Source organism: Luteibacter rhizovicinus (genome assembly GCF_004342265.1).
Classification (GTDB): domain Bacteria; phylum Pseudomonadota; class Gammaproteobacteria; order Xanthomonadales; family Rhodanobacteraceae; genus Luteibacter; species Luteibacter rhizovicinus_B.
Genome location: NZ_SMCS01000001.1, coordinates 178753 through 201766, shown reverse-complemented (window position 1 = coordinate 201766; position 23014 = coordinate 178753). Strand labels below are relative to the sequence as shown.

Sequence of the window (23014 nt, the reverse complement as noted above, 5' to 3'; positions counted from 1 at the left end):
GCTCTCCCCGAAACGTCACAGCGCGAAAGCGATGGCAAAGCCGAGCCGTCCCCGAAAAGGCGTGAAGAAAAAAGGCGACCCTGAGGCCGCCCTTCTACTTAGTGGTGATGACCACCTTCGCCATGCACGTGACCGTGCTGGAGTTCTTCTGCGGACGCTTCGCGCACATTCGCGATTTCCACTGCGAAATGCAGCGTCTGTCCAGCGAGCGGGTGATTGCCGTCGACCGTGACGTTGTCGCCGTCGATGGAGGCGATGGTTACGTTGATGCTGCCCTGGTCGTTGCGACCCTGGAACTGCATGCCCGGCTGCAGGTCTTCCACACCCTGGAAGGCCTCGCGCGGCACGATTTGCACCAGTTCGGGATGGCGAACGCCGTAACCCTCTTCGGGAATCACATCGACCTTGAACTGGTCGCCTTCCGAACGGCCTTCCAGCGCCTTTTCCAGACCCGGAACGATATGGCCTTCGCCATGGATGTATGCCAGCGGCTCACGACCGTCGGAGCTGTCGATGACGTTGCCCTGATCGTCGGTCAGCGTGTAATGGAAGGAAACGGCGTGGCGGTTTGCAATCTGCATGGACATCTCGCTAGAGGGGGGGATGACAACGGCCGGAAGCCCCAGCCTGGGGTATAAGGCTAGGGGAGAGGCCGATTCACTGCAAATCGCAACGACTTCACGCACCCGGAATTGCTGCGCCGCAACCCGCCGAAAACGGCGAATCTGTTAGCGTTCGCCGTTTGTTACCGACACTGCGGGCCAGCATGTTCGACTGTATTTTGATCGCCAACCGAGGCGAAATCGCCTGCCGTGTGATCCGGACCTGCCGGCGGCTCGGCATCCGCACCGTCGCGGTCTATTCCACCGCCGACGCCGATGCCCAGCACGTCCGTCTTGCCGACGAGGCCTGGCCTATCGGTGGCCCGCGCCCGGCCGAGTCCTATCTGCGTGCCGACGCCATCATCGAGGTAGCAAAACGCGCCGGTGCCCAGGCCATCCACCCAGGCTACGGTTTCCTGTCGGAAAACACCGCGTTCGCACGCGCCTGCGCCGAAGCCGGCATCGTGTTCATCGGCCCGCGCCCGGAAAGCATCGACGCAATGGGTTCCAAGGCCGCCGCCAAGGCGTTGATGGAAACCCACGATGTCCCGCTAGTGCCGGGCTACCACGGCGCCGATCAGGACCCGGTCCGGCTGGCCGACGAGGCTGCCCGCACGGGTTTCCCGCTGATGATCAAGGCCGCGTCGGGCGGCGGCGGCAAAGGCATGCGTATCGTGCGCACGGCCGGCGACTTCGCGGAGGCGCTGGCCTCCGCGCAGCGCGAAGCCGCCAATGCGTTCGGCGACACACGCGTCATTCTCGAACGCTATGTCGAGCATCCGCGTCACATCGAATTCCAGGTGTTCGGCGACACGCAGGGCAACGTCATCCATCTGAACGAGCGCGAATGCTCGGCGCAGCGGCGCTATCAGAAAGTGCTGGAAGAAACGCCCTCCCCCTTCCTCGATGCCGAACGCCGCACGCGCATGGGCGCCGCGGCGGTCGCTGCCGCGAAAGCCGTGAACTACGTGGGCGCGGGCACCGTCGAATTCATCGTCGCGCAGGATGGCGAGTTCTTCTTCATGGAGATGAATACCCGTCTTCAGGTCGAACATCCGGTGACCGAGGAAACGCTCGGACTGGATCTGGTCGAATGGCAGCTGCGCATCGCTTCGGGCGAGCCGCTGCCGCTCGCGCAGGACGACGTTCGTGCGCACGGCCACGCCATCGAAGTGCGGCTTTACGCCGAAGATCCGGAACAGAACTTCCTGCCAGGCTCCGGCAAGTTGCGCCGCCTGACCCTGCCCCAGCCTTCGGCGCACGTGCGTCTGGATGGCGGCGTTGTCGAAGGCGACACGGTCACGATTTTCTACGACCCGATGATCGCCAAACTCATCGTTCACGACGCCACGCGCGAAGCCGCGCTCGAACGCCTGAGCGAAGCGCTGGCCGCCAGCGACATCGTCGGACCGAAATCCAATATCGCCTTCCTCGAACGACTGGTGCGCCATCCGGCCATCGTCGGAGGCAGCATCGACACCGGTTACCTCGACCGGCATCTCGACCAATTCCTGACCGGCACCACGACAGCATGTTCCGATACGGTCTTCGCTGCGGCAACGGCGGCGCTCCTCACCGAAGAGGCCCGCCAGAAAGCACCGGACGGCGATCCCGGCTCGCCCTGGGCCGTCGCCGACGCATGGCGGCTGGGTCATCCTGGCAAGCGCGTCGTGGCGCTGATGGAAGGCAACGTTCGCCATGAAATCGACGCGCACGGACACGATGGCCACTACGTACTGCGCCATGCCGACGCGGCGTGCACTGTCTCGGGTGCCCGCCTCTCGGGTGACACGCTCAGCGCACGTTTCGACGAGCATGCCCGTCGCGTGCCGCTGTCGATCGGCCACGGCCGCATCCGCGTGCACGACACGAACGCGCAGCGCTGGATCTTCGAGCAGGCGCCCGCTTTCGCCTGGATCAGCACGGAAGCACAAGGCGCGAAACACGTCACCGCGCCGATGCCCGGCCGTATCGTGCTAGTGAAAACGGCCGTCGGCGATGCCGTCGAGGAAGGCCAGGAACTGATGGTCATGGAAGCGATGAAAATGGAACTGGCCTTGAAGGCGCCGCGTGCCGGCACCATCCAGTCCATCATGGCGGCGCAAGGCGATTTCGTGGACGCGGACAGCGTGCTCGTACGCTTCGTCGACGCGACCTGAAGGACAGACCCATGACCGGTTCCAATCACGTACGCATCGTCGAAGTCGGCGCGCGCGATGGCCTGCAGAACGAAAAGACCCTGCTGCCCACGTCGACCAAGATCGAACTGATCGATCGCCTGTCGGCCACCGGTCTGACGACGATCGAAGCCACCAGCTTCGTCAGTCCGAAATGGGTGCCGCAACTTGCCGATGCCACCGACGTATTTCACGGCATTCGCAAATTGCCCGGCGTTTCCTATCCCGTACTCGTCCCCAACCTGACCGGCTACGAGCGCGCACGCGACGTCGGCGCGACGGAAGTGGCCGTGTTCACCGCCGCGTCCGAAGCGTTCAACCGAGCGAATATCAACGCCACGATCGACGAATCCATCGAACGCTTCCTCCCCGTACTGGAGCGCGCCAAGGCCGATGGCGTGAAAGTTCGCGGCTATGTTTCCACGGTACTCGGCTGCCCCTATCAAGGCGAGGTACCCGTCGCCGACGTGGTACGCGTCGCTCGCCGCCTGCACGAGCTGGGTTGCTACGAAATTTCGCTTGGCGACACCATCGGCATCGGCACGCCAGCGAAGGCGCGCGCGATGCTGCATGCCGTTGCCGTCGACGTGCCGATGCACGCCCTCGCGGTACATTTCCACGACACTTACGGCCAGGCATTGGCGAACATCCTGTCCTGCCTTGAAGAAGGCGTCCGCGTCGTAGACAGCGCCGTGTCGGGCACGGGCGGCTGCCCGTATGCGAAAGGCGCTACCGGAAATGTCGCGAGCGAGGACGTGGTGTACATGCTGAGCGGCATGGGCATGCACACGGGTGTCGATCTGGACGCACTCGTGGCTACGGGTGCATGGCTTGCCGCGCAACTTGGCAAGGAAACCGCCAGCCGGGTGACACGGGCGCGTACGACTTCTTCGTCATAGCGCCACTCACCATTCGCCCATGGTCGGCCAATGTCTGACCGGCGAAGGCATGGAACGACGACGATTCGTCCTCACCCGCCTCGTGCGCAAGCTTTCCGGCCTCGTAGTACCGATAACGTATGCCGTCTGCGCCGCTTATCGCACCTATGCGATCGAGCGCAGCTTGCGGTCCTTGAAGGTCATCGTCCCGACGACCGGCCATCCGCCCTGAACGACTCGCCGGTCGATAACTGCAACACGTGCCGCCGGCCGTCGTAGCGCGTCGTCGACAGCGACCAGCCGCGACCGAACCCCGCGTTCGCCGTGTTCAGCGCACTGAAGCTCAGGCTCAAACCCACCGTCGGCCCCACAGGCCATTGGCCGCCACGCCCGGCAAGCTGATCGGACACGAATACATCCCCGTACGAGGGTCCACCCCGGCCGTGACGCAACTCAGAAATCGGCGGCGACGGATTTGGCTAGAATCGGAACGAATTGCCACGCCAGGCCACGAATCCTCCCATGACCACGCCTTTCGCCATCCGCTCCATCGAATCCCGCGACGATGGCGTTATCGCCGCCATCATCCGTACCGTCATGCCGGAATTCGGCGCCGACGGTCCCGGCTTCGCCATCCACGATGCGGAAGTCGGCGGGATGAGCCATGCCTATGCGGGCGGGCGCCGCGCGTATTTCGTCGTGGAGCGCGAAGGCGTTGTCATCGGCGGCGCTGGCGTCGCTCCGCTGGAAGGCGGCGACTCCAGCGTCTGCGAACTTCGCAAAATGTACTTCCTGCCCGAAGCCCGCGGCATCGGCGCGGGCGGCGCGATGATGGAGCGCTGTCTCGCGACCGCCCGGGACCTGGGATTCCGCCAGTGTTATCTGGAGACCCTGTCCGGCATGGATGCCGCACAAACGCTCTACCGGCGCCACGGCTTTCGCACGCTCGACGCGCCCATGGGCGGCACGGGCCACTTCAGTTGCGATAAGTTCTTCATTCGCGATCTCCAGGAATAACGCGCAATGCCCCAGCCGCCGCAACTCATCTTCGCCACCGACGATCCGGGCAAGGCCGACATACTCCCGCTGATCGAACAGTTCGATGGCTACCTGTCCGACCTGTACACGACGACCAGTCGCGAGTCGATCGGCCTGGAAGCATTGCGCCAGCCGAACGTCAGCTTCATGACAGCGCGCGTGGACGGCACGCCGCTCGCGTGCGGTGCCTGCGTGGACCACGACGACTACGTCGAACTGAAACACATGTACGTACTGCCCGCCTGCCGGGGCATGGGCCTGGGCAAGCAGATGCTCGAAGCGCTGGAAGGCCAGGTGCGCAAAGCGGGCGGTCGTATCGTGCGCCTGGAAACGGGCACCGCGCAGACCGAATCGCTGGAACTCTACGAACGGGCCGGTTATCGCCGTTGCCCGCCATTTGGCAATCACTATGCGAACCCCGCCAGCATCTTCATGGAAAAGAACCTGTGATCCGCATTGCCACGCCGCATGACGCCGCCGCCTGTCACGCGATTTACGCGCCCATCGTCGAAGACAGCGCGATCACCTTCGAAACGGGACTGCCGGGCGACGACGCCATGCGCGAACGCATCGTCGCGCGCATGCAGAGTTATCCGTGGCTGGTCTGGGAAGAAAACGGCACCGTGCTCGCCTATGCGTACTGCGGCAGATTCCGTGAGCGCGCGGCCTACGACTGGATCGCCGAAACCTCGATTTACGTCCACGGCAACGCGCGTCGCCGTGGCATCGCGCGGCGCCTGTACGCGACCTTGCTCGACGTCATGAACATGCAGCGGATCAACCAGGCCGTAGGCGTCATCACGCTACCCGGCGAGACCAGCGTGGCATTGCACGAATCCATGGGCTTCACGCCCGCCGGCATCTGGCGGGACGCGGGCTACAAGCTCGATCGCTGGTGGGACGTGGGCGTATGGCAGAAAACCCTGCATACGCCGCCTGCCGTCCCCGCCCCGCTGATCCGCTTCCCCGAGCTGGCCGGCAGTCCGGAACTGGCGGATTTGCTGGCGATAGGCTCGGCAGCCACCCGCGCGCCGTAGCGGCGCCTCGGCTACCATTCCGCCTCTAGCCCATGCACGTGAGACTTTTATGCAGCTCGACCAGGTCAAAGCGATCATCACCGGCGGTGCCTCAGGTCTCGGCCACGCCGTCGCCCAGAAGCTGATCGCCAGCGGCGCGCAGGTCGCCCTCTTCGATGTCAACGAAGAAAAAGGCCATGCCGCCGCGGCAGCGCTCGGAACGAAGGCCAGCTTCCAGCGGACCGACGTCACGTCCGAGGAAGGCGTCGCCGCCAACGTCGCGGCCGCCCGCGACGCCATGGGTGGCCTGAATGTCGTCGTCAATTGCGCGGGCATCCTTGGCGCCGGTCGCGTGCTGGGCAAGGAAGGCCCGATGCCGCTGTCGACGTTCGCCAGCACGGTGATGGTCAACCTCGTCGGCAGCTTCAACGTCGCCAAGGCCGCCGCGTCCCTGATGCAGGGCAATGCCACGGGCGAGGACGGCGAGCGCGGCGTCATCGTGAACACCGCCTCGGTCGCGGCTTACGAAGGCCAGATCGGCCAGGCCGCCTACTCCGCATCGAAAGGCGGCATCGTCGGCATGACGCTTCCGATGGCGCGCGAACTCGCGCGCTTCGGCATCCGTGTCGCCACTATCGCTCCGGGCATCTTCTGGACGCCCATGGTCGACAACATGCCGCCGTTGGTGCAGGAATCGCTGAGCGCGTCTATCCCCTTCCCTTCGCGTCTGGGCAAGCCGGAAGAATTCGCCGATACCGTCGCGTTCATCCTGACCAATATCTACATCAACGGCGAGACGATCCGTCTCGATGGCGCCGTGCGTCTGGCCGCCAAGTAATCCATCTTCCTATCCCGAACCAACCCATCGGCTCATTCCATGAAAGCATCCGAAGTCAAGAAAGGTAACGTCGTCGAGAACGAGGGTACCGTCTATCAGGTCCGCGACATCGAGCGCAGCTCGCCCAGCGCGCGCGGCGGCAACGTCACCTACCGCTTCACGCTCTACTCGATTCCGGCCAACCGAAAATTCGACCTCAGCCTGCGCGCGGACGACGAACTGAAGGAAATGGAACTCACGCGCCGCGAAGCGGACTTTTCGTACATGGACGGCGAAGCGTTCGTCTTCATGGACAAGGAAGACTTTACGCAGTACCTGCTTGGTCCCGAGATCGTCGGCGACAACGAGGGCTACGTCGTCGAAGGCGTCGAGGGCTATTACGTCCAGATCATCGACGACGCGCCGGTCGCCTTGCAGGTACCGACCAGCGTCGTGCTGACCGTGACCGACACGGCTCCGGAAATGAAGGGCGCCAGCGCGACGAAGCGCACCAAGCCGGCCACCCTGCAAACCGGCGTCGAGATCCAGGTCCCCGAATACATCACGACGGGCGAGAAGGTCACGGTGAATACGGTAACGGGCGAGTTCGCGGGTCGGGCGTAACACCCCCAGTCAGCAACAATCCGGCACAATCGACGCCTCAAAGGACGAGCATCGAGAAGCCATGACCACGGGCGGGTATTCGCTCCGCGCAAGCGTGCTGGACAGCCTGATCAAGACCAAGCGGCCCGACGTGCCCATGCGCGTCGCGTTGCGCAATACGGCGGCGGTTGTCCTTCCGCTGGCGCTGGGTATCTATTTCGATTATCCGCAGGTCGGTATCGGTATCGCGGCCGGCGCGCTCGATACGATGTTCTCGGACCAGCCGGGCCCTTACCAGCAACGACTGAGCAGACTCTTCCTCGCCGCACTGGCCGCCGGCGTCGCATCGCTGGCCGGATTCCTGCTCGGTGCGTGGGTGCTGCCCATGTCGATCGCGACAGCGCTATGCGGTTTTTTCGGCGGCCTGCTCGTCGTGTTCGGGCCGGACATCGCGCGCGTTGGCATGACCAGCATGCTGCTGCTCGTGATTACCGCGGCCACGCCCAAACCTCTGGGCGACGCACTGATCGGCGGGGCGCTCATCTTTTCCGGCGGCATGCTGCTGGCGCTGTTTTCCATCGCCGCGTGGCCCTTGCAGCGCTATCGCCCCGAGCGTCAGGCACTGGCGGATGTCTATCGCGGCCTCGCCGAACTTGCCCGCCAACGCCAGGACGATAGCGACGCGCCAGGCCTCACCGACAGCATGACGGTGTTGCAGAACACGCTGCTGGGCCGCCATCGCGCGCGCGGTCGTGCCATGGAAGCCTTTCGCGTATTGCTGGAACTGGCCGAGCGCATCCGTCTCGAACTGGTCGCCATGGGCGAACTCGATCGCCGCCGCGACGGCATGCAGGACATGTTCCGGGCCGACGCCGCGCGCGTGCTTTCCGCCACGGCCGACGCACTGGAAGCGGCCGAACCGCCCGAACGCGCGGACCGCGCGCTGAAGACCCTGCAAGCCAGCGAACGTGCCCTGCTCGGCGGTTCGGCGGGAGCCGGCATGACGGCGCATATCCGCGCGCTATCCGGCCAGCTTGCGGCTGCGGTCCGCAATACCAACTGGGCCGGCAGCCGCGGCGAATTGCGCGCACAGGAGGCCGAAGTCGCCCTGCCCGAAACGCTGCGCAGCGCTTCCGTACTGGCCACGCTACGCGCCAACATCACCCCCCACTCCGTCGCGTTCCGGCACGCGGTCCGCTGCGCGGTGGTCCTCACGCTGGCGTTTGCCGTGTCGCGCTACGCCAATCTGCCGCATGGCTACTGGATGCCAATGACGGCCGCCATCGTGCTGCGCCCCGACTTCGCCGCCACGCTCAATTTCGGGCTGCTGCGTGTCGTGGGCACGATTCTCGGGCTGGTCCTTACCTCGTTCCTGCTCGGCATCACGCCAAACGTGATCTGGGCGCATATCGCGGTCATGGGCGTGCTCTGCGTCGCCTTCCGCTATCTGGCCACGGCGCATTACGGCGTCGCGGTCGCGGCACTCACGGGGACGGTCGTCGTGCTGCTCTCGTTCGAGGGCGTGGATTCGTCCGCCGCGATGTCCGACCGCGTGCTCAATACGGCCCTGGGCAGCGGCATGGCGCTGCTTGCTTACGTTCTGTGGCCTACCTGGGAGCGCAACCGCGCACGCGTGGCGCTGGCGGACATGCTCGACGCATACGCCACGTATGTCCGCGTGCTGGCGTCTCCGGAAAGCCGCGCGAAACGTCACGACGCCCGAACCGCCGCACGTACGGCGCGCACCAATGCGCTGGCCTCGGTCGATCGTATGCGTGCCGAACCCGGAACCCCAAGGCACCTGCAGGAACTGGCCGAAACGCTGTATGCGAACGGCAACCGCCTGGCCCGGACCGCGATGACGCTGGAAGCCCTTATCGACGGCGAAGCGGTACCCCCGGAATGGGAACTGGTCGGCCCCTTCGTCACCGCTTCGGCCGACGTCCTGCACGAGCAGGCGGCGGCATTGAGCGAAAGCCGCGACCCCGCCCCTCCCGCCGACCTGCGCGCGATGCAGCGCCAGCTGACCGAGCAACTGACACGGATGCGGGACCGGGAACTGGCTGACTCCATCGTCCGCGTGACCGACCGGCTGACCGATAACGTCGACACGACCCAGCACGTCATCGCCAGGCGCAACGCCGAAACCTGAGCCCTTGCTGCAACGCGAAACGTAGGCTAACGGGGATGCGGCTACACTCGATCACATGCTGAAAATCGACACGCACGCCCATATCCTCCCGCGCGACTGGCCCGACCTGGCCGGCAAGTACGCCGACGAGCGTTTTCCGGTCATGACGCGCACCGGCGGCCATCACCGGATTTACAAGGACGGCAAGTTCTTCCGCGAAGTGTGGGAATCGGCGTTCGACGCCGAACACCGGATCGCCGATTACGCCCGTTACGGCGTCGACGTGCAGGTAATTTCCACCGTACCGGTGATGTTCTCGTACTGGGCCAAAGGCCATCAGGCGCTGGAACTGCATCGCCATCTGAACGACTCGATGGCCGCGGTATGCGAAACCCATCCGCGTCACTACGCGGGCATCGGTACCGTCCCGCTGCAGTCGCCGACGCTGGCGATCCAGGAAATGGAACGCTGCCTCGACGAACTGGGCCTGCAAGGCGTACAGATCGGGTCGCACTGCAACGACTGGAATCTCGACGCGCCCGAGCTGTTTCCGTTCTTCGAAGCCGCTGCGGACATGGGCGCCGCCATCCTCGTGCACCCCTGGGACATGATGGGCGGTGCCGACATGCCGAAGTACTGGCTGCCCTGGCTGGTAGGCATGCCGGCGGAGCAGTCGCGCGCGGCGTGTTCGCTGGTCTTCGGCGGTGTGCTGGAACGCCTGCCCGGCCTGAAAATCATGCTCGCCCACGGGGGCGGCAGTTTCCCGTACACGATCGGCCGCATCGAACACGGATTCCGCATGCGCCCCGACATCGTCGCCACGGACAACGCCCGCAATCCACGCGAATATCTGTCGCGTCTTTTCTTCGACTCCTGTGTGCACGATCCCCTCGCCCTGCGGTATCTGCTGGATGTGACGGGAGTCGAGCGCGTGATGCTCGGAACCGACTATCCTTTCCCGTTGGGGGAACAGGTGCCCGGGAGCGGGATCGAGGCACTGGGGCTCGACGATACGTCCCGCGCGCGCCTGTTTCACGGCACCGCGCTGGAATGGCTGGGCCTCCCCGCGTCCCGATTCCAGACAACGACGTCCTGACAGGAAACGCGCATGACCCGCACGTTCAAGCCGCTCATAGCCGCCCTGCTGCTCGCCAGCCCGGCAGCTTTCTCCGCCGACGTCCTGATGGCCAACGGCTCGGTCCGCTTCAGCACGCCCGACACGTGGCTCAGCATCATGCAGACCGATGGCGATCCGGAAGTCCAGGTGTTCCAGGTGCCCGATCCGTCGACGGCAACGAATGCGCTGGCGCGCGTCACCGTGACAGTGAAGCAGGTAGCCAGCGTAGCGGCGTTCAAACAATACATCGACGGTTTCACGATCCGCGCGAAGGGCATGACCGGCTATGCGGCCACTCCCTCGACGGCAGCGAACGAATACATTTACACGGCGCAGGAAAGCGGCGTGAAACTCAACTACCGCGAGCGTTACTGGTTCGTCGGCGACCGGGCCATCCAGTTGCGTTGCGTGCGCCCGACCGGCGCCGCCGCGTGGAACGCCGCCTTCGATCGTGGGTGCGACGATATCGCCTCGCACATGTCCACCTAATATTCCCGAGTCCCCATGACGTCCTACGAAGCCACACGCGCCTGGGCCGATGCCCAGGATGCCGCCGATCCGCTGCGCACCTTCCGCGACGAATTTCATATCCCTCCGCATGAAGGCCACGACAGCCTGTACTTCTGCGGCAATTCGCTCGGACTGCAACCTCGCGCCGTGCGCGCCGCGCTGAACGACGAACTGGACTACTGGGGCGAGCTGGCCGTCGAAGGTCACTTCCGCGGTCGCCTGCCGTGGCTGGATTATCACGAGTACGTGCGCGACAACCTGGCCGAAATCGTCGGCGCGCGACCCGACGAAGTGGTCGCCATGAACACGCTCGGCGTGAATCTGCACCTGATGATGGTCAGTTTCTACCGGCCCACCGCGCAACGTCCCGCCGTTCTCATCGAAGCCGGCTCGTTTCCGACCGATCGCTACGCCGTCGAATCGCAGGTCCGCTTCCATGGTTTCGACCCGGCCACCGCGCTGATCGAAGTGGAAGCCGACGGTCCGAACGGCACGCTGTCGCAGGCAGCCATCGAGCGCGTACTGGCCGAGCATGGCTCGCGCATCGCACTGGTCCTGCTGCCGGGCATCCAGTACCGCACCGGCCAGTCGTTCGACCTCGCCGCCATCGTGCGCGCCGCGCATGCGCGTGGTTGCCTGGTCGGTTTCGACCTTGCCCATGCGGTCGGCAACCTGCCGCTGAAACTGCATGACTCCGGCGCCGATTTCGCGATCTGGTGCAGCTACAAATACCTCAACGGCGGCCCGGGCGCCGTGGGTGGCGCCTTCGTCCACGAGCGTCACGGCAAGGCCGACCTGCCGCGCTTCGCGGGCTGGTGGGGGCACGACAAGTCGACCCGCTTCAGGATGGGACCCGAGTTCGTTCCCATCCCCGGTGCGGACGGCTGGCAGCTTTCCAACCCCCCGATCCTCGCGCTCGCGCCGTTGCGCGTCTCGCTGGACGTCTTCCATCGCGCGGGCATGGACCGGCTGGTCGCCAAGTCGCGACAGCTCACCGGATATCTTGAGTGGCTGGTGCGCGAACGTCTGGCCGAAACGCTCGAAGTGGTGACGCCCGCCGATCCCTCGCAGCGCGGTGCCCAGCTGTCGATTCGCGTACGCGCGGGTCGCGACGCCGGCCGCTCGCTTTTCGATTATCTGATGGCCAACGGCATCATTGGCGACTGGCGCGAACCGGACGTCATCCGCATCTCGCCGACGCCGCTGTACAACCGTTTCAGCGACTGCCTCGGTTTCGCCGAAGCCGTCGTCGCCTGGCGTTCGCGCTGATGGCGACAACGGATGTCTATCCGCTTCCCTATAGCGAGCGCGGTGACGGTTTCGCCATACAGGCGGTGACGCACTGGTTGCGCAAGGTACCGGGGCGGCGCGCGCTGGGCCTGCTTGCCGGTGGACTTCCCGTCGAGCTGCCCACACGGCCTGCCGGTCTTTCCCATCGCGGCATCGAAGCATCGACGAACGGTTACGTCGTCGCCAGCGACGATGTCAGCAGTGCATGGCTGCGCGAGAATCCACGCGCCACGGATAGTTATGTCGCGGCGGTGAAACCGGTATTGACGAATCGTCTCGCGCGCCTTGATGGCTATGCGCGTCATCTCGCGACATCGGGCGACGTGGAAATCTTCGTCGGTCCGCGGATGGATCGCATCGATGCCTTCCTCGGCGAACCGGAGGAATTCCGCGGAGCGATCGACCTGCTGCGCGATGCACCACGCGACGGACGCACCGCACTCGCCAGCGCGCCGGAAGAGGGTTCGTCCCGATATGACGAGCCGGACTTCATTTTCGGCACGCAATCGTGGATCGACGGACAGCGCGTGCTGATCGAATACGCATCGGACGAAACAGGCCGCCCCGAAACCGTGGCGCTGGACCGGGACAGGTTCGCCGATGCCATGGAGCGTGCGTTCAACACGATGCAGGACGAAGCCGATCGTCTTCGCGCGGCGCTGGCTGCGGTTCTCTGACAAGGCTCTCTGTGGGAGGCTCTCTGTGGGAGGCTCTCTGTGGGAGGCTCTCTGTGGGAGGCTCTCTGTGGGAGGCTCTCTGTGGGAGGCTCTCTGTGGGAGCGCGCCTGCGCGCGAAAGCCAACGAAGCGATGAAACGAATGGGTGGCATCGCAAGCCCGGGCTTATGAGTCGCGAATGAACGTTCGGCATCATCGCTCCGTTGGCTTTCGCGCGCAGGCGCGCTCCCACAGAGAAACTGCTTCGGCCGTGGGTAACCACACTACTCCCGAACCTGCCCGTTACCACGCACCACAAAACGCTCTACCGTCAGCGACTCCGCCCCCATCGGCCCATACGCATGCAGCCGCGTCGTGGAAATGCCGATTTCCGTCCCCAGTCCCAACTCCCCGCCATCGCTGAATCGCGACGACGCATTCACCATCACCACCGCCGAACGCAGCTCGCGCACGAAACGCTCCGCAGCGATCTCGTCGCGCGTGGCGATGACTTCCGTGTGATCGGAACCGAAGCGGCGGATATGCGCGATAGCGGCATCGAGATCGTCGACGACGCGCATGGCGATCACCAGGTCCAGGAACTCCGCGCCGTAGTCGGTGTTATCGGCGGCGGCCAGATCCGCGACAATGGCTCGCGATCGTTCGCACGCCCGGACCTCGACGCCTCGCTCGCGCAACGCGGCGACGGCGGCGGGAACGAACGTATCCGCGATGTCCGCATGGACCAGCAGCGTCTCCAGCGCATTGCATACGCCGGGCCGGCTCGTTTTGCCGTTCACCAGCAGTCGCAACGCCAGCGCCGGATCGGCCGCGCTGTCGACGTAAAGGTGGCATACGCCCTTGTAGTGTTTGATGACCGGCACGCGCGCATGCTCGGTGACGAAGCCGATCAGCCCTTCCCCGCCACGAGGAATCGCGAGGTCGACGATATCGACCAGCTGCAGCAGTTCGACCATCGTTTCGCGCGACGGATCGCCGACCAGCGTAAGCGCATCGACCGGTACGCCATGCGCGGGCAATGCGCTACGCATGGCGGTGGCGATGGCAAGATTCGAATGCATCGCATCCGAACCGCCGCGGAGAATCACGCCATTCCCTGCCATAAGACACAGCGCGGCGGCATCGGCGGTAACGTTCGGGCGCGCTTCGTAAATCATCGCAATGACACCAAGCGGAACGCGAACGCGCTCCACGACAAGCCCGTTCGGCCGCACTTCGGAACGCGTAACCCGCCCGACCGGATCGGGTAACGCCGCGACCGCCCCGATCGCGCGGACGATGCCATCGAGACGGCCCTCGTCCAGACGCAGCCGGTCGAGCATCGCCGCGCCGATACCGTTCGCGCGTGCGGCTTCCATATCGCGCGCGTTCGCGGCAAGGACGGTTGCAGCGTCCGCCGCCAGTGCCACCGCCATGTCGTGCAGCAACGCGCGCTTGCGCTCCGTCGACAGCCCCGCGACATGGATCGACGCCTCCCGGCAGGCCAGTGCCTGTTCGCGTATCGACGTACTCATGCTTGCCTCCCGATTCACAGCGCGACCAGATCGTCGCGATGGATGACATTCTCGCCATAGCTATAACCCAGCACGGCATCGATGTCGCGTGTGTGTTTCCGCGCGATGCGGCGGATATCCACCGCCGCGTACTGACTGATGCCGCGACCGACCGGCAAACCGTCTTCCTCGCAGGCGATTTCCACGACATCGCCGCGTGCGAAGTCGCCGGTCGCACCGAGTACGCCGCCCGGCAGCAACGACGCGCCGCGTTCGCGCACGGCGCGCGCCGCACCCGGATCGATCGTGATGCTTCCCGCCGAAGGCGCGTGACGCAGCCAGTACTTGCGTGCCGCCAGCCGTGTACGCGGCGCGCGGATACGGGTACCCGAGAGCATGCCGTCGGCCAGCCGTCCCACGACTGTCGCATCGGTGCCGTCGAACAGAATCGTTTCTATTCCGGCCGCCGCGGCTTTTTCGGCGGCTTCCAGTTTGGTGCGCATGCCGCCCGTACCGGACCTCGATCCGCTGCCACCGGCTATCGCGTAAAGCTCCGGCGTCACGGCCGCCACATCGTCGATCGGGGCCGCATCCGGCGCTATGCGGGGATTGGCGCTGTACAGGCCGCCGATATCCGTCGCGATAAGCAGAATATCCGCGTCGACCAGCGCCGCGACGATCGCGGCGAGATTGTCGTTGTCGCCGAGTTTCAGCTCGTCGACCGCGACGGTATCGTTCTCGTTGATGACGGGAATGGCCCGTAGCGCGAGCAGTTCACGTAGCGTGGAACGAGCGTTGAGGTAGCGACGGCGGTGACGAAGGTCGTCGTGGGTAAGCAGGACCTGGGCGACCGGTGCGTCGAAGAATCCCTGCCAAAGAGCGATCAGCCGCGTCTGACCCAGCGCGGCGAGTGCCTGCCGCGCCGGCAATCCCATCGCCTGCCCTGGCGTCGCCAGCGCGCGGCCCGCCGCCACGGCGCCCGAGGAAACGATCACGACATCGCGCCCGTTCGCGCGGCTGCGCTCGACGAAGGCCGCCAGTGCGGCGGCGTACCGCGGACTCAGCCCACCCTCGTCGGCGGCGAGCAGGCTGCTGCCGACTTTGAGTACCGCACGCCGCCAGGATGGCAGCGCCTGTTCCACGAACCCGCTCCCCATCCCGCTCCCCTTCAGGTAATCGTCAACTCCGCGTCAGACGCGCGCGCAGCGCATCCAGCCGAAGATCGTATCCGGCACCCGGCGACACGCGTGCCGCGAGGCTGGACTCGGGCGTACGCCCGTCGCCCGCCGAAGCCGCCGTTTCCGCGGCGGCACGATAAGCATCGCGGAACGGAACGCCCGCGACGGCCTGCTCGATGGCGACGTCGGTGGCGTACATCGCCGGCTCGATGGCCGCCCGCATGCGCTCGGCCTTCCATTCCATCCGCGCCAGCAGATCGGGCAGGAGTTCCAGCGCGGCGAGCCCATTCGTGAAGCCGTGATACAGCGAACCCTTCGAAAACTGCAGGTCGCGCTGATAACCCGACGGCAGCGACAGCAGCTGTTCGATTTCCGTCCGCGCGGCGGCGACGGCCGCATAGCTGGCGCGCAGCAGTTCGACGACGTCCGGATTGCGCTTGTTCGGCATGATCGACGAGCCGGTGGTGTACTCGCCCGGCAGGCTGACGAAATCGAACTCGGCCGTGGTGAACAGCGACAGATCCCACGCCAGACGACGCGTATCGAGCAGCGCGGTGCCTACGGCATCCAGCGCTGCCATTTCGAACTTACCGCGCGAAAGCTGCGCATAGATCGGCGACACCTGCATACGGGCGAAGCCGAGCCGCGACGTGGTGTGCTCGCGGTCCAGCGCGACGTTGACGCCGTAACCGGCGGCCGTGCCGAGCGGATTGGCATCGATCCAGTCGAACGCCTGACGCGCGCGCAGCGCGTTGTCCACAAAGGCTTCCGCGAATGCCGCGAACCACATCCCGGTCGACGACACCACCGCGCGCTGGATATGCGTATAGCCCGGCATGGGTACCGAATCGCCGGCAGCGCGTTCGATGCAGACCCCGGCGATCTCGCGGCACAGGGTTTCGAGCGTGCCGAGCTTTTCCTTCAGCCAGAGACGCGTGGCGACCAGGATCTGGTCGTTGCGGCTACGACCGGTGTGCACGCGTCGTCCGGCATCGCCAAGGCGCTCCGTCAACCGTGCCTCGATAGCGGAGTGCCCATCCTCGAAACGATCGTCCAGCACAAAGCTTCCGGACGAAAAGTCGACCGCCAGCGCATCGAGCTCGCGCAGCAAGCCGGCACATTCGTCGCCCGAAACCACGCCGATATTGGCCAGCCCCTCGACATGCGCCTTGCTCGCTTCGATGTCGTGCAGGAAGAACTCGCGATCGAGGATCACGTCGTTTCCGGCAAGGAAACGCATGATGCGCGCATCGACCTTGCTATCGGATTTCTGCCAGAGCGGCTGGGTCATCTTAGCGTTGCCTTTTTAAACCGGAATGGAGGTGTATTCGTCGAAGCCGAGCGCGCGATTCACGTTCTGCATCGCCTGCGTCGCGGCGCCCTTCAGGAGATTATCCAGCGTGGCTACCACGACGACGCGGCGACCGTCCGCCGACATCTCGAACGCACCGACTTCCGCATGGTGTTTGTTCGCGATACGGCTGACCCACGGTGCGTCGTCCAGCACCCGCACCAGCTTCTCGTTCTCGTAAGCGCCACGGAAACGCGCCACGACCTCGTCGCGCTTCATGGGCCGCGCCAGATAGAGATTGGTGGTGACGGTAAGACCGCGGAAATGCGGCGCGACATGCGGCATGAATTCCACGGGCACACCCAGGTGCCGGCTGGCTTCGCGCTCGTGCATATGACCGGTGAGCGAGTACGGCATCAGGTTGTCGCGCAACTTCTCCGGATCGTTACGATCCGAAGGCGTGGTGCCCGCACCCGAATAGCCCGAGACACCGAACGATACCGGCGGCGCGGCCAGCAGATCTTTCACTGGCGCGATCGACAGCTGCACCGCCGTGGCATAGCAGCCGGGATTGCTGATCCGCTTTTCGCCGCGCCAGCGCTCGCGATAAAGCTCCGGAAGGCCGTAAAACCAGCGCTCGTCGAAACGATAGTCGGCCGATAGGTCGACCACTACCGTGCCTTTGTCCGCTTTGTCGATGGCCTCGACGTACGGTGCCGCCTTGCCGTTCGGTAACGCGAGAATGACGACATCCATCCCCTGCGCGGCGACGGCTTCGGCATCGAGATTCGTGAAACGAAGCTCGCCCTTGTAGGTGTCGTTATGGTCGGCAAGGCGCTGGCCATCGAGCTCGCGCGACGAGACGAAGGCGAGTTCGAGTGCCGGGTGGTTCGCGATGAGGCGAATGAGTTCGGCGCCCGTATGACCGCGCGCGCCGACGATACCGATAGTCTTCTTCGACATGATGATTCAGTCCGTAAGGGTCGGCTCGCGCGTGGCGCAATGAGCCACGCAGCGTTCGATATCGGCGAAGTTATCGAGACCGTACCAGAACACCTTCCAGCGATCCTGCTTGAAGCAGCCGTCGGATTCGGCGTAGTAGAAGTGATTGATGGTATTGCCATGGCGCGAACGCCAGAACAGTTTCGGATTTTCGTCGCGCATCACCTGCCACACGGCACGTCCCAGGCCTTCGCCCTGCGCATCGTCGAGTACGGCGAACTTATCCAGATAAGCGAACCCATCCTCCTTCGTCAGGATCATCGCGGCGCGATAGTTTTCGCTGACGTAAAGACGGTAGATATCCGTGCGATCGAAGTAATCGGAAACCAGCGTACGGCCGAAGCTGGACTCGATCAGGCCGCGCATGCGCTCCAGGTCGACACCATCCCACGATTCGAAGCGCAGCACGCGCTCGCCGCGGCGAACCAGCGTACCGGAACCCTTGTGCGTGAAGAGCTCCTTGGCCAGTTCCGACGGGCGCGTGATCGACACCGACGAGGTCAGCGGCAGATCGTCCAGCAGGTCCTTGATCTGTTCGATTTTCAGGCGCATGCCCGAATGCAACCAGGGCTGCGCGAGCAACTGGTCGTATTCGGTGGACAGGTTGATCGAGTCGATGATCTCGCCATCGCCGTCCAGCAATCCGCCCGTGCCGGTGAGAAAAACGATCTTGTACGGCTGCAATACACGTACCAGTTCGTTCGCGGCAAAGTCCGCATTGATGTTAAGTATCTGGCCCGCATCCGTTTCGCCAAGGCTGGCGATGACCGGAATCGACCCGGCGCGTAGGCTCGCTTCGATCGGGGCGAGATTGATTTCCCGCACCTTGCCGACCAGTCCGTAGGTTTCCGGATCGAGATAGTCGGCCGTGAATACACCCGACGGTACCGATGTCGCGCGCGTATCGGCCTGCTGCAGCGCTTCGACCAGCCGCAGGTTCTGCGACTGGAATACGCGGCGAACGATGGCCAGCGCTTCAGGCGTCGTGACGCGCAGGCCATTGACCGTATGCTTCTCGATGCCGGCCGCCGACAGTTCTTCGTCCAGCTGCGGACCCGCGCCATGCAGCACGATCGGCGTCAGGCCGACCTGCTGCAGGAATGCGAGCGACGACGTCAGCGCCGGCAGGTCGTCGCGCAGCACGGCGCCGCCGACCTTGACCACGGCGAACCGCTTCGCATCCAGCTGCGAGAAGCGCTTCAGATACTGCTGGATCTCCCGCGCGCTGCCCATGCTGGACAGCAGGCGGACGATGGTCTTGCGCGTGTGCTTATGCGTTTCCACTTTCGACGATCCGGTAGATGGTTTGCGCGTATTGCTGAAGCTGGTCGAGGGCGACCCATTCGTCGGCACTATGGGCCTGGGCAATGTCCCCGGGGCCATAAACGAAGGACGTGAAGCCCGCTGCCGAGAACAGCGCCGATTCGGTCCAGAAGTCGACCGCGTTGCCGACGGGAATCTCGAGTTCGTCCGCGATATCGCGCGCGGCCAGACGACGGGATTCGGCCGTGGCCGTGTCGCCCGCGGGCAGCGAATCGCCGCGGAAGGTTTCGCCGAACGTGACCGGATACGGCTCGACCAGCGTGCGGAAGGTTTCCAGCATGCGATCCGCGTCCATCGACGGCAGCGGACGGAAACCGAAGCGCACGTCGGCGGTAGGCGCGATGACGTTCGCCTTGATCCCGCCTTCGACCTTGCCGATGTTGAAGCGCAGACCGGTGAGGCCGCCAAAGCGTTCGTGCGACTGATCCTGCACGAAGTCCAGCGCCGCGGCACCCCAGCGAATGGCCTGGTGAAGCGCGCTGTCCGAAGGCTTCTGTTCGCCCGACGCGTGACCCGCGCGGCCGCTGAAGCTCATCTGCACCGAATGGATGCCGCGATGTGCCAGCACCGCTTCGCCCTTCGTCGGTTCGGCGACGATGATGGCGGCGTAGTCACGCGGCGTCTTCAGGAAGCCGTCGATGCAACGCGCGTCGTTGGCTTCTTCATCCGTGGAAAGCAGCAGCGCCATGTCGCCGCTGGTGGCATGGGCCACGGCGACCAACGCGGCCGCCGCGCCCTTGATATCGCAGGCACCGAGGCCCACTGCGCGCTCGCCGTCCACGCGCAGCTCGAACGGGCTGGCCGTCCAGTGCGGGGAGTCGGGCACGGTGTCCATGTGTACGTTGAACAGATACTTCGGTTTGCCGCGCACGGCGTACAGATTCACGGCACCGGCGCCGAAATCCGTCACCTGCACATCGAACCCCGGCAGGGCCGAACGCAGGTAATCGAAGATCCCGCCGGTACCGATGGTTCGGGGCGGGTTGCGCGTATCGAACCCGACCAGCGCGCGCAGGTGGGTCAGCGTGTCTTCCAGTAGCTTGTTCATGAGGTTCCGTTTTGGGCGGCCAGCCTGGCCGCGTCCGTATAGACGTCCGGATGATAGCGTTCCATCAGCGTTTCGGGTCGGCCTGGCGCCGCAAAACCGAGCGGCGCATACAGCGCATGGGCATTCCAGGTCGCCAGCATGAAACGGCGCAGCCCCTGCAACGAAGGCCATGCCATCACCTCGGCCATCAGCGCTTTTGCATAGCCGCTTCCGCGATGCTCGGGCAACACGAATACGTCGACCAGATAGGCGAATGTCGCTTGATCGGTGATGACCCGCGCGAACGCGACCTGTTCCGCACCGACATAGCCGCCGAAACAGATCGAATGCTCGATGGAACGTTCCACGGTTTCGCGCGGGATGCCTTTGGCCCAGGTGGACTGGGTCGACAGGAATGCATGCACGAGCCCGACGTCGAGCTCGTGTTTATCCGCGCTGATGCGAAGTTCGCTCATTTGCGGGCCTGACGATCGACTTCGGCCCAAACCGTGGAGCTCATGCCGTAGAGCTTGATGAAGCCCTCGGCCTCGGCCACGCCCCAGTCGGCCGCCTGCGCGTACGTCGCCTTCGACGTCTGCAGGATGTTCTTCGACTCGACCTTCACCGCGTACACCGAACCGCCGCGCGTTTCGATGATCACCGTGCCGTCGACCTTGCGCTGCGTCGACACGAGATAGGCTTCCAGATCGGTCTTGATCGGATCGTTGAAGAATCCTTCGTAGGCGACTTCGGTCCACTTGCGGCCGATTTCCGGCTTGAAACGATTCTGCTGCTTGCTGAGCACGGTTTCCTCAAGCGCACGATGCGCCGTGAGCAGGCCCGTCAGCGCGGGCGCCTCGAACACGATGCGACCCTTGAGGCCGATGTTCGTATCGCCGGTATACATGCTGCGGCCCACGCCGTAGCGGGCCAGCTCGCGATTCAGGAACTGCAGGATCTCCGGGCCGCTGGCCGCCTTGCCGTTCAGCGATACCGCGTTGCCCTTCTCGAAGCCGAGCGTAATCTGCAGCGGTTCCAGCGGCCATTCGCTACGCGGCGCACACCAGCCGATGGCGCCCTCGCCCGGAATTTCCCATGCGTCGATTTCGCCGCCGGATATGGTCACCCCGAGCACGTTCTCGTTGATCGTGTAGTGCTTGGTCTTGGCGCGGACTTCGAAGCCCTTGTCTTCGAGGTACTTCTGTTCGTACGCGCGGACCTGGGTGTGTTCGCGCTGGATTTCGCGGATCGGCGCAACGATGGTGTAGTCGCCCAGGGCCTTCACGGTCAGGTCGAAACGGACCTGGTCGTTGCCCATGCCCGTGCAGCCGTGCGCGAAGTACTTCGTGCCGAGTTCGTCGCAGCGCTTCAGCGACTCCTGCACGATGAGGTAACGATCCGACACCAGCAGCGGGTACTGGCCCTGATAGAACTCGCCAGCCCAGATCAGCGGCGTAACGAAGGTGTCCCAGATCGCCTGCGCGGCATCGGCCGTGCGATGCGAGGCGGCGCCCAGTTCGATGGCGCGCTGCTCGATGTACTCGCGCTCCTCGGCCGACACGCCACCGGTGTCGACGAAAACGGTATGGACGCTATAACCCTGCTCCATGAGGTAAGGCACGCAGAAGCTGGTGTCGAGGCCGCCGGAAAACGCGAGGACGATATCTTTGCTGGACATGGATGCTCCGGAAAAAAAGTAAGTCGAAAAGAAAAATCTGCGCGACGATCAGAAGCCGAGGCCGGACTTCCCGCCCGACGACTGCGAAATAAGCGAAGCCATCACCGCCTTCTGCACGTGCAGGCGGTTCTCTGCTTCGTCGATGGCGATGCATGCAGGGGAATCCATGACCGCATCGGTCGCTTTGATGTTGCGGCGAAGCGGCAGGCAATGACTGAAGAGCCCATTGTTCGTGAGCGCCATCTTGGCTTCGTCCACGATGAAGTGACGATTGGCCTCGCGAATGGCCTTTTCTTCGTCCCAGCGGCCGAAGTACGGAATCGCACCCCAGCTCTTCGCATAGATCACGTCGGCGTCGCGGTAGGACGCTTCGATGTCGTGCGAGACCTGCAACGAACCGCCGTTCTCCCGGGCGTTGGCCTTCGCGAACTCCATATAGCGTTCGTCGAGGATGTATTCGGGCGTCGGACACAGCAGCGTGACGTCCATGCCCATCTTCGTCGCGATCAGCAGCGCCGAGTTCGCCACGGCCGTGTTCAGCGGCTTCGGATGGTAGGTCCAGGTCAGCACGTACTTGCGGTTCTGCAGGTTGCCCAGATGCTCCTTCAGGGCCAGCGCGTGCGCCAGCTCCTGGCAGGGATGGGTGATGGTTTCGAGATTGATGACCGGCACCGTGGCGTACCGGGCGAAGGACTTCAGCACCTTGTCCTCGCGATCGACCGACCAGTCGACGAACTTCGGGAAAGCACGCACGGCGATCAGATCCACATAGCGCGACAGCACCCGCGCCACTTCCGCGATGTGTTCCTCGGTGTCCCCGTCCATGACGCTGCCCACTTCGAACTCGATCGGCCACGCATCCTTGCCCGGCGAAAGCACCACGGCATGACCGCCCAGTTGGAACGCGCCCAGCTCGAAACTGGTACGGGTGCGCATCGAGGGATTGAAGAACATCAGCGCGATGGATTTGCCGGCCAGTTGCTGACCTGCGGGCGAGCGCTTGAACTCGGCGGCCTGCTCAAGCAGGGCGTCGATCTCGGCGCGGCTGTAATCCTGGGTGGAAAGGAAGTGGCGAACGGTCATGGCAATCCAGTTCGGGTCGGTGAGAGAAAAGAGTTAAGGAGCCAGAAACGAAAAAACCCGGCACTAGGCCGGGTTTTTAGTCGA

The 23014-nt window shown here is 64.5% G+C and carries 23 protein-coding genes; 12 read left to right on the top strand and 11 right to left on the bottom strand.

Annotated features, from left to right (window positions below; genetic code table 11):
* Positions 1-98: 98 nt before the first annotated feature.
* A complete protein-coding gene (locus tag EC912_RS00895; RefSeq protein WP_132141267.1) occupies positions 99-581 on the bottom strand; it encodes an FKBP-type peptidyl-prolyl cis-trans isomerase in 483 nt (160 codons plus the stop codon).
* 185 nt (positions 582-766) lie between these two features.
* Here EC912_RS00895 and EC912_RS00890 point away from each other — a divergent pair, with 185 nt between their 5' ends.
* Together EC912_RS00890 and EC912_RS00885 are read left to right on the top strand one after the other, a co-directional pair.
* Entirely contained in the window at positions 767-2761 is a 1995-nt protein-coding gene (locus tag EC912_RS00890) for an acetyl/propionyl/methylcrotonyl-CoA carboxylase subunit alpha (RefSeq protein ID WP_132141266.1), read from the top strand.
* An 11-nt stretch (positions 2762-2772) separates the two neighbouring features.
* The gene (locus EC912_RS00885) at positions 2773-3678 is read left to right on the top strand and encodes a hydroxymethylglutaryl-CoA lyase (RefSeq protein ID WP_132141265.1); all 906 of its coding nucleotides are present in this window, start codon (positions 2773-2775) and stop codon (positions 3676-3678) included.
* Positions 3679-3857: 179 nt separating this feature from the next.
* On the opposite strand, the gene EC912_RS00880 is transcribed toward EC912_RS00885, so the two are convergent.
* The gene (locus EC912_RS00880; RefSeq protein WP_132141264.1) at positions 3858-4067 is read right to left on the bottom strand and encodes a hypothetical protein; all 210 of its coding nucleotides are present in this window, start codon (positions 4065-4067) and stop codon (positions 3858-3860) included.
* Positions 4068-4179: 112 nt separating this feature from the next.
* Between EC912_RS00880 and EC912_RS00875 the strand changes: the two genes are divergently transcribed.
* From EC912_RS00875 to EC912_RS00830, 10 genes are all read left to right on the top strand, one after another.
* Positions 4180-4674 (top strand): GNAT family N-acetyltransferase, encoded by a 495-nt coding sequence (locus tag EC912_RS00875; RefSeq protein WP_132141263.1) that lies wholly within the window; start codon positions 4180-4182, stop codon positions 4672-4674.
* A gap of 6 nt (positions 4675-4680) precedes the next feature.
* Entirely contained in the window at positions 4681-5145 is a 465-nt protein-coding gene (locus EC912_RS00870; RefSeq protein ID WP_132141262.1) for a GNAT family N-acetyltransferase, read from the top strand.
* Positions 5142-5732, top strand: coding sequence for a GNAT family N-acetyltransferase (locus EC912_RS00865; RefSeq protein WP_132141261.1), 591 nt, complete (start codon positions 5142-5144; stop codon positions 5730-5732). The genes EC912_RS00870 and EC912_RS00865 overlap by 4 nt, the downstream gene beginning before the upstream one ends.
* 49 nt (positions 5733-5781) lie before the next feature.
* On the top strand, positions 5782-6549 hold the full coding sequence (locus EC912_RS00860; RefSeq protein WP_132141260.1) for an SDR family NAD(P)-dependent oxidoreductase: 768 nt from the start codon (positions 5782-5784) through the stop codon (positions 6547-6549).
* A gap of 39 nt (positions 6550-6588) precedes the next feature.
* Positions 6589-7152, top strand: coding sequence for an elongation factor P-like protein EfpL (efpL, locus tag EC912_RS00855; protein WP_132141259.1), 564 nt, complete (start codon positions 6589-6591; stop codon positions 7150-7152).
* Between the two features lie 61 nt (positions 7153-7213).
* Complete coding sequence (locus EC912_RS00850) at positions 7214-9283, top strand: FUSC family protein (RefSeq protein WP_132141258.1); 2070 nt, start codon at positions 7214-7216, stop codon at positions 9281-9283.
* A gap of 55 nt (positions 9284-9338) precedes the next feature.
* Positions 9339-10358 carry an amidohydrolase family protein gene (locus EC912_RS00845; protein ID WP_132141257.1) on the top strand — a complete coding sequence of 340 codons (1020 nt, stop codon included), beginning with the start codon at positions 9339-9341 and terminating at the stop codon, positions 10356-10358.
* Positions 10359-10370: 12 nt separating this feature from the next.
* Positions 10371-10868: a hypothetical protein gene (locus EC912_RS00840; RefSeq protein WP_132141256.1), complete on the top strand. Its 498-nt coding sequence runs from the start codon at positions 10371-10373 to the stop codon at positions 10866-10868.
* A gap of 15 nt (positions 10869-10883) precedes the next feature.
* On the top strand, positions 10884-12158 hold the full coding sequence (kynU, locus tag EC912_RS00835; RefSeq protein WP_132141255.1) for a kynureninase: 1275 nt from the start codon (positions 10884-10886) through the stop codon (positions 12156-12158).
* Positions 12158-12856 carry a hypothetical protein gene (locus tag EC912_RS00830; protein WP_132141254.1) on the top strand — a complete coding sequence of 233 codons (699 nt, stop codon included), beginning with the start codon at positions 12158-12160 and terminating at the stop codon, positions 12854-12856. The genes kynU and EC912_RS00830 overlap by 1 nt, the downstream gene beginning before the upstream one ends.
* A 262-nt stretch (positions 12857-13118) precedes the next feature.
* On the opposite strand, the gene EC912_RS00825 is transcribed toward EC912_RS00830, so the two are convergent.
* From EC912_RS00825 to EC912_RS00785, 9 genes are read right to left on the bottom strand one after another with little or no spacing between them, the layout of a single operon-like run.
* Positions 13119-14369: a glutamate-5-semialdehyde dehydrogenase gene (locus EC912_RS00825; protein ID WP_132141253.1), complete on the bottom strand. Its 1251-nt coding sequence runs from the start codon at positions 14367-14369 to the stop codon at positions 13119-13121.
* A gap of 14 nt (positions 14370-14383) precedes the next feature.
* Positions 14384-15505 (bottom strand): glutamate 5-kinase, encoded by a 1122-nt coding sequence (proB, locus tag EC912_RS00820; protein ID WP_132141252.1) that lies wholly within the window; start codon positions 15503-15505, stop codon positions 14384-14386.
* A 22-nt stretch (positions 15506-15527) separates the two neighbouring features.
* Complete coding sequence (locus tag EC912_RS00815; RefSeq protein ID WP_132141251.1) at positions 15528-16817, bottom strand: argininosuccinate lyase; 1290 nt, start codon at positions 16815-16817, stop codon at positions 15528-15530.
* Positions 16818-16832: 15 nt separating this feature from the next.
* Positions 16833-17780, bottom strand: coding sequence for an N-acetyl-gamma-glutamyl-phosphate reductase (argC, locus tag EC912_RS00810; protein ID WP_207906742.1), 948 nt, complete (start codon positions 17778-17780; stop codon positions 16833-16835).
* Positions 17781-17786: 6 nt separating this feature from the next.
* Entirely contained in the window at positions 17787-19052 is a 1266-nt protein-coding gene (locus EC912_RS00805) for an acetylglutamate kinase (protein ID WP_243649133.1), read from the bottom strand.
* Between the two features lie 37 nt (positions 19053-19089).
* The gene (locus EC912_RS00800; RefSeq protein WP_132141248.1) at positions 19090-20190 is read right to left on the bottom strand and encodes an acetylornithine deacetylase; all 1101 of its coding nucleotides are present in this window, start codon (positions 20188-20190) and stop codon (positions 19090-19092) included.
* Positions 20187-20645: a GNAT family N-acetyltransferase gene (locus EC912_RS00795; protein ID WP_132141247.1), complete on the bottom strand. Its 459-nt coding sequence runs from the start codon at positions 20643-20645 to the stop codon at positions 20187-20189. The genes EC912_RS00800 and EC912_RS00795 overlap by 4 nt, the downstream gene beginning before the upstream one ends.
* Complete coding sequence (locus EC912_RS00790) at positions 20642-21847, bottom strand: argininosuccinate synthase (protein WP_132141246.1); 1206 nt, start codon at positions 21845-21847, stop codon at positions 20642-20644. The genes EC912_RS00795 and EC912_RS00790 overlap by 4 nt, the downstream gene beginning before the upstream one ends.
* A 48-nt stretch (positions 21848-21895) precedes the next feature.
* A complete protein-coding gene (locus EC912_RS00785) occupies positions 21896-22930 on the bottom strand; it encodes an N-acetylornithine carbamoyltransferase (protein ID WP_132141245.1) in 1035 nt (344 codons plus the stop codon).
* Between the last annotated feature and the right edge of the window lie 84 nt (positions 22931-23014).

Bases quoted from the DNA above. Each gene is read 5' to 3' on its own strand.
- EC912_RS00895 (WP_132141267.1), bottom strand. From the start codon at position 581: ATGCAGATTGCAAACCGCCACGCCGTTTCCTTCCATTACACGCTGACC.
- EC912_RS00890 (WP_132141266.1), top strand. From the start codon at position 767: ATGTTCGACTGTATTTTGATCGCCAACCGAGGCGAAATCGCCTGCCGT.
- EC912_RS00885 (WP_132141265.1), top strand. From the start codon at position 2,773: ATGACCGGTTCCAATCACGTACGCATCGTCGAAGTCGGCGCGCGCGAT.
- EC912_RS00875 (WP_132141263.1), top strand. From the start codon at position 4,180: ATGACCACGCCTTTCGCCATCCGCTCCATCGAATCCCGCGACGATGGC.
- EC912_RS00870 (WP_132141262.1), top strand. From the start codon at position 4,681: ATGCCCCAGCCGCCGCAACTCATCTTCGCCACCGACGATCCGGGCAAG.
- EC912_RS00860 (WP_132141260.1), top strand. From the start codon at position 5,782: ATGCAGCTCGACCAGGTCAAAGCGATCATCACCGGCGGTGCCTCAGGT.
- efpL (WP_132141259.1), top strand. From the start codon at position 6,589: ATGAAAGCATCCGAAGTCAAGAAAGGTAACGTCGTCGAGAACGAGGGT.
- EC912_RS00850 (WP_132141258.1), top strand. From the start codon at position 7,214: ATGACCACGGGCGGGTATTCGCTCCGCGCAAGCGTGCTGGACAGCCTG.
- EC912_RS00845 (WP_132141257.1), top strand. From the start codon at position 9,339: ATGCTGAAAATCGACACGCACGCCCATATCCTCCCGCGCGACTGGCCC.
- EC912_RS00840 (WP_132141256.1), top strand. From the start codon at position 10,371: ATGACCCGCACGTTCAAGCCGCTCATAGCCGCCCTGCTGCTCGCCAGC.
- kynU (WP_132141255.1), top strand. From the start codon at position 10,884: ATGACGTCCTACGAAGCCACACGCGCCTGGGCCGATGCCCAGGATGCC.
- EC912_RS00830 (WP_132141254.1), top strand. From the start codon at position 12,158: ATGGCGACAACGGATGTCTATCCGCTTCCCTATAGCGAGCGCGGTGAC.
- EC912_RS00825 (WP_132141253.1), bottom strand. From the start codon at position 14,369: ATGAGTACGTCGATACGCGAACAGGCACTGGCCTGCCGGGAGGCGTCG.
- proB (WP_132141252.1), bottom strand. From the start codon at position 15,505: ATGGGGAGCGGGTTCGTGGAACAGGCGCTGCCATCCTGGCGGCGTGCG.
- EC912_RS00815 (WP_132141251.1), bottom strand. From the start codon at position 16,817: ATGACCCAGCCGCTCTGGCAGAAATCCGATAGCAAGGTCGATGCGCGC.
- argC (WP_207906742.1), bottom strand. From the start codon at position 17,780: ATGTCGAAGAAGACTATCGGTATCGTCGGCGCGCGCGGTCATACGGGC.
- EC912_RS00805 (WP_243649133.1), bottom strand. From the start codon at position 19,052: ATGGGCAGCGCGCGGGAGATCCAGCAGTATCTGAAGCGCTTCTCGCAG.
- EC912_RS00800 (WP_132141248.1), bottom strand. From the start codon at position 20,190: ATGAACAAGCTACTGGAAGACACGCTGACCCACCTGCGCGCGCTGGTC.
- EC912_RS00795 (WP_132141247.1), bottom strand. From the start codon at position 20,645: ATGAGCGAACTTCGCATCAGCGCGGATAAACACGAGCTCGACGTCGGG.
- EC912_RS00790 (WP_132141246.1), bottom strand. From the start codon at position 21,847: ATGTCCAGCAAAGATATCGTCCTCGCGTTTTCCGGCGGCCTCGACACC.
- EC912_RS00785 (WP_132141245.1), bottom strand. From the start codon at position 22,930: ATGACCGTTCGCCACTTCCTTTCCACCCAGGATTACAGCCGCGCCGAG.